The organism is Bordetella hinzii LMG 13501, assembly GCF_001548475.1.
Lineage (GTDB): Bacteria > Pseudomonadota > Gammaproteobacteria > Burkholderiales > Burkholderiaceae_B > Bordetella > Bordetella hinzii.
The window spans coordinates 1-3,805 of record NZ_LRUJ01000079.1; the positions used below are offsets into that span (position 1 = coordinate 1).

A 3,805-nucleotide genomic window follows, 5' to 3' on the forward strand; every position below is an offset into this window, starting at 1 on the left:
ATACCGCCAGTAGCGTGCCCGCCATGCCGGCCAGCACCATGGCAGAAGGCCGGTCGCCCAGCACGCCGATAGCGAACAGGACCGGCAGGGCCGCCCCGACCAGCGCCGCCAAGGGCAGCACCAGGCTGATCTTGCCGCAGCGCATGCCTCGGTAGAGAAACATGATGGCCACCGCGCTGCCCAGGCCGGACAGCCCGCCCCACCCCAGGTCGTCCAGCGCCGGGCGCCCGCCCAGCAGGGGCGCCAGACACAGCAGCGCCAGGCTGCCGACCCACTGCACGCGGCACGCCAGCGCGATCGGCGGCACCTCGCGCGCCGCGCGGCCGCCCGCGAAATCAACAATGCCGTATGCCGCCGCCGACAACAGGGCCAGCAGACTTGCCATGACGCCTCCCGGAACGCGGCCATGCGGGGCCGCGGGGCAGGAAGACAGCAAGGATCGGTCCCGCCCGCCAGGGGCCGATTTGGAAACTCAATGTTTCAAAACTGGCCTGGATGCCGGGTAATTGCCGGAAATTACCCGAAATAGCCGGCAAAATATCCTACACTCGGGGCCGGGGAACAACATCCTGCGGATGGGTTGTTCCTTTTTTTTGCACCGGCATTTTGCGGTGCCAACCCCAGTATGGAGATCTCTCGGATGAAAAAGACGTTGCTCGCAACGGCGCTGGGCCTGTCATTGGCCGGCATGGCACAGGCAGACACGTCAGTCACTCTCTATGGTGTCATCGACACCGGCATTGGCTACAACAAAATCAAGGGCCCGGGCTTTGACGGCAGCCGCGCGGGCATGATCAACGGCATCCAGGAAGGCTCGCGCTGGGGCTTGCGCGGCGCCGAAGACCTCGGCGACGGCCTGCGCGCCACCTTCAAACTCGAAAGCGGCTTTGACTCCGGCAACGGCAGCCGCGCCCAGGGCGACCGCATGTTCGGGCGCCAGGCCACCGTCGGCCTGGCCAACGACGCCTGGGGTTCGCTGGAATTCGGCCGCCAGGCCACGGTGGGCTCGAACTACCTGGCCGACATCGACCCCTTCTACACCAGCTATACCCAGGCCAACATCGGCACCGGTTTCAGCGCGGCCAACACCATGCGCTGGGACAACATGGTCATGTACAAGACCCCCTCGTTCAACGGCTTCGAGCTGGGCGTGGGCTATTCCTTCAATGTCGACGACAACAACAGCGACCAGACGGGCTTCCGCACGGCCGACAACACGCGCGGCATCACCGCCGGCCTGCGCTATCTGCAAGGCCCGCTGAACGTCACGCTGACCTATGACCAGCTGAACGGCGCCAGCCGCTCCAGCATCGACAACGGCGCCACGCCGCGCCAGTACGCCGTGGGCCTGAGCTACGACTTCGAGGTCGTCAAGCTGGCCGCCGCCTACGGGCGCACGACGGATGGCTGGTTCGTCGGCCAGGACCTGCCCAGCGGCACGCCCTACAGCGATGAGTTCGGCAGCTACCGCTTCGAGGACGGCTTCAAGGCCAACGCCTATATGGTGGGCGCCACCATGCCGGTCGGCGGCGCGGGCAGCCTGTTCGGCTCCTGGCAGATGGTGGATCCGTCCAACGACCGCCTGACCGGCGGCGACGAGAAGATGAACGTCTTCAGCCTGGGCTACACCTATGACCTGTCCAAGCGCACCGGTCTGTATGCCTATGCCTCCTACGCCAAGAACTATGCCTTCATCGACGATCTGAAGAGCACGGCGGTGGGCGTGGGCTTGCGCCACCGCTTCTGATCCCTCGCGCGCGAGCCATGCCGGAGGATGCCGCGAGGCATCCTCTTTTTTTCAGCGCGAGTCCGGCAGCCCGCGCGCGTGCCGCGCCAATAGCGCGTCCAGCTGGTTGGCGAAGGCCTTGCGGTCGGCCTGGCTGAAGGCGGCCGGCCCGCCGGTGTCCACGCCGCTGGCGCGCAGTTCTTCCATCATGTCGCGCATGGCCAGGCGCTCGCGTATGGTTTCGGGCGAATAGCGCTCGCCGCGCGGGTTGATCGCCATGGCGCCCTTGGCCAGCACATCGGCGGCCAGCGGGATATCGCCGGTGATGACCAGGTCGCCGGCGGCGGCATGCCGGGCGATATGCGCGTCGGCCACGTCAAAGCCGCGCGGCACCTGCACGGCGCGGATCCAGGGCGAGGGCGGCGTGCGCAGCATCTGGTTGGCCACCAGCGTCAGCGGCAGCTGCCAGCGCTGGGCAGCGCGGTAGAGAATGTCCTTGATGACGGCCGGACAGGCGTCCGCATCGACCCAGATATGCATGGACGGTCAGGCGTCCAGCGCTTTTTGCAGCAGCTCGGCGACGATGTCGTTGGTCGAGACGCCGCGTTCCTGGGCCAGCGCCCGCAGGCGGTCGGCCTGGGCCTGGGGCAGCTTGAGCGCGAAGGGCACCAGGCCGGCCGCCTGGTCCAGCTTGCGCTGCTCGCGCCGGTCGGGCGCCTGGCCGGCGCCGAAGCGCCCGGGCGTGCCGGCCTGGCGCAGCTGGCCGGCCAGCTTCAGGGCCTTGTTCTTTTCGAGGTCGTACTTGTTCATGAGGGATTCCTGTTCGGGGTGCGCCATCATAGCCTTGCGGGCGCGCCCCGGCCCGGTCACCGCGCGAACCGCCCGGCCGCCTGGGCGATCACCGCCAGCTTCTGCTGGGCGATGCCGGCCGAGCAGATCGGGTTGTCGGCAAAGGTGGCAAAGCCGCAATCCGGATGCAACAGCAGCCGGTCGCGCCCGAACAGGCCGACGCCGCGCTCGATGCGGGCGGCCACGGCCGTTTCGGATTCGATGGCCGGGTCTTTCTGGTTGACCACGCCGATGCCGATGCGGGCATGATCGGGCAGGGCCTTGAGCATGGCCACGTCGCCGGCGCGGGGCGTGCACATTTCCAGCAGATAGGCGCCCACGCGCACCTGTGCGAGCGTGGGCAGCAGGGGCGCATAATCGCCCGACAGCGCCACGCTTTCATCCGGTGTCCAATTGCCCCGGCAGACATGCAGGGCGGTGCGCTCCTGCGGCATGCCATCGAGCACGGCATTGAGCAGGTCACGCGCGAAGGCCAGCTCCTGTTCGGGCGCCAACGATTCGGACAACGCGCCGCACATGAAGCTGCGCTTGTTCTTGGCGCCGGAGAACACCACCTCGGACAGCACGGGCTCGTCCAATTGCACCAGGGCCGCGCCGGCGTCCAGCAGTTCGGCCAGTTCCTCGCGCAGCACGCGCACGATGTCGGCCGCCAGGGTTTCGCGGCTGTCGTAGGCGCGGTCGGAGATGCACTCCATCCACATGGTGCGCGTCAGCAGATAGGGGCCCGGCAAGGCCACCTTGACGGGCTTGCCCGTGACCGACCGCGCAAAATCGACCTCATGCGCCACCAGCGGGCGCGAGCGCGCCAGTCGCCCGAAGACGGCCGGATGCCTGACCTCGCCGGCCGGGATGTCGAGCGCGCGCAGCTCGGCGGCGAACGCCTCGGGGTCGTCGACCAGGGGCAGCAGATCGGTCAGCGGAATCAGCTGGCAGTTGTCCAGCCGCGAGGCCACGAAGCTGGCATAGCTGTCGCGGCGTTGTTCGCCATCGGTGATCATGTCCACGCCGGCCTTCTCCTGCGCGGCGATGGCCAGGCGCACGGCATCGTCGGCCGTCTCCTGGAAGGCCGCCTCGGGCAGGCGGCCCTGCACATGGGCGTGCATGGCCTCTATCATCCAGCGCGGCCGGGGCCAGCTGCCCATGCCGGTGACGGCCAGCGGCGGCAGGGGCGGCGCGGCAATGCGCTGGCGCGGCGCCTGGCGGGGTTCGGCCGGGCCGCGTTCGGCCGGG

5 protein-coding genes are annotated in these 3,805 nt (G+C 68.5%); 1 reads left to right on the plus strand and 4 read right to left on the minus strand.

Annotation, left to right across the window (positions count from 1 at the left end; translation table 11 throughout):
• A partial coding sequence (locus AXA74_RS23610) for an EamA family transporter (protein ID WP_155680927.1) occupies positions 1-385 on the minus strand: 385 nt, incomplete at its 3' end.
• Positions 386-640: 255 nt separating this feature from the next.
• On the opposite strand from AXA74_RS23610, the gene AXA74_RS23615 reads away from it, so the two are divergent.
• Positions 641-1,747: a porin gene (locus AXA74_RS23615; protein ID WP_029577669.1), complete on the plus strand. Its 1,107-nt coding sequence runs from the start codon at positions 641-643 to the stop codon at positions 1,745-1,747.
• 51 nt (positions 1,748-1,798) lie between these two features.
• Here AXA74_RS23615 and AXA74_RS23620 read toward each other — a convergent pair whose 3' ends face one another.
• From AXA74_RS23620 to AXA74_RS23630, 3 genes are all read right to left on the minus strand, one after another.
• Positions 1,799-2,266, minus strand: a complete 468-nt coding sequence (locus AXA74_RS23620; RefSeq protein WP_029577670.1) for a YaiI/YqxD family protein — start codon at positions 2,264-2,266, stop codon at positions 1,799-1,801.
• 6 nt (positions 2,267-2,272) lie between these two features.
• Entirely contained in the window at positions 2,273-2,536 is a 264-nt protein-coding gene (locus AXA74_RS23625) for a ribbon-helix-helix protein, CopG family (RefSeq protein WP_029577671.1), read from the minus strand.
• A gap of 56 nt (positions 2,537-2,592) precedes the next feature.
• On the minus strand, positions 2,593-3,805 hold a 1,213-nt coding region (locus tag AXA74_RS23630), incomplete at its 5' end, for a cobalamin-independent methionine synthase II family protein (RefSeq protein ID WP_060833339.1).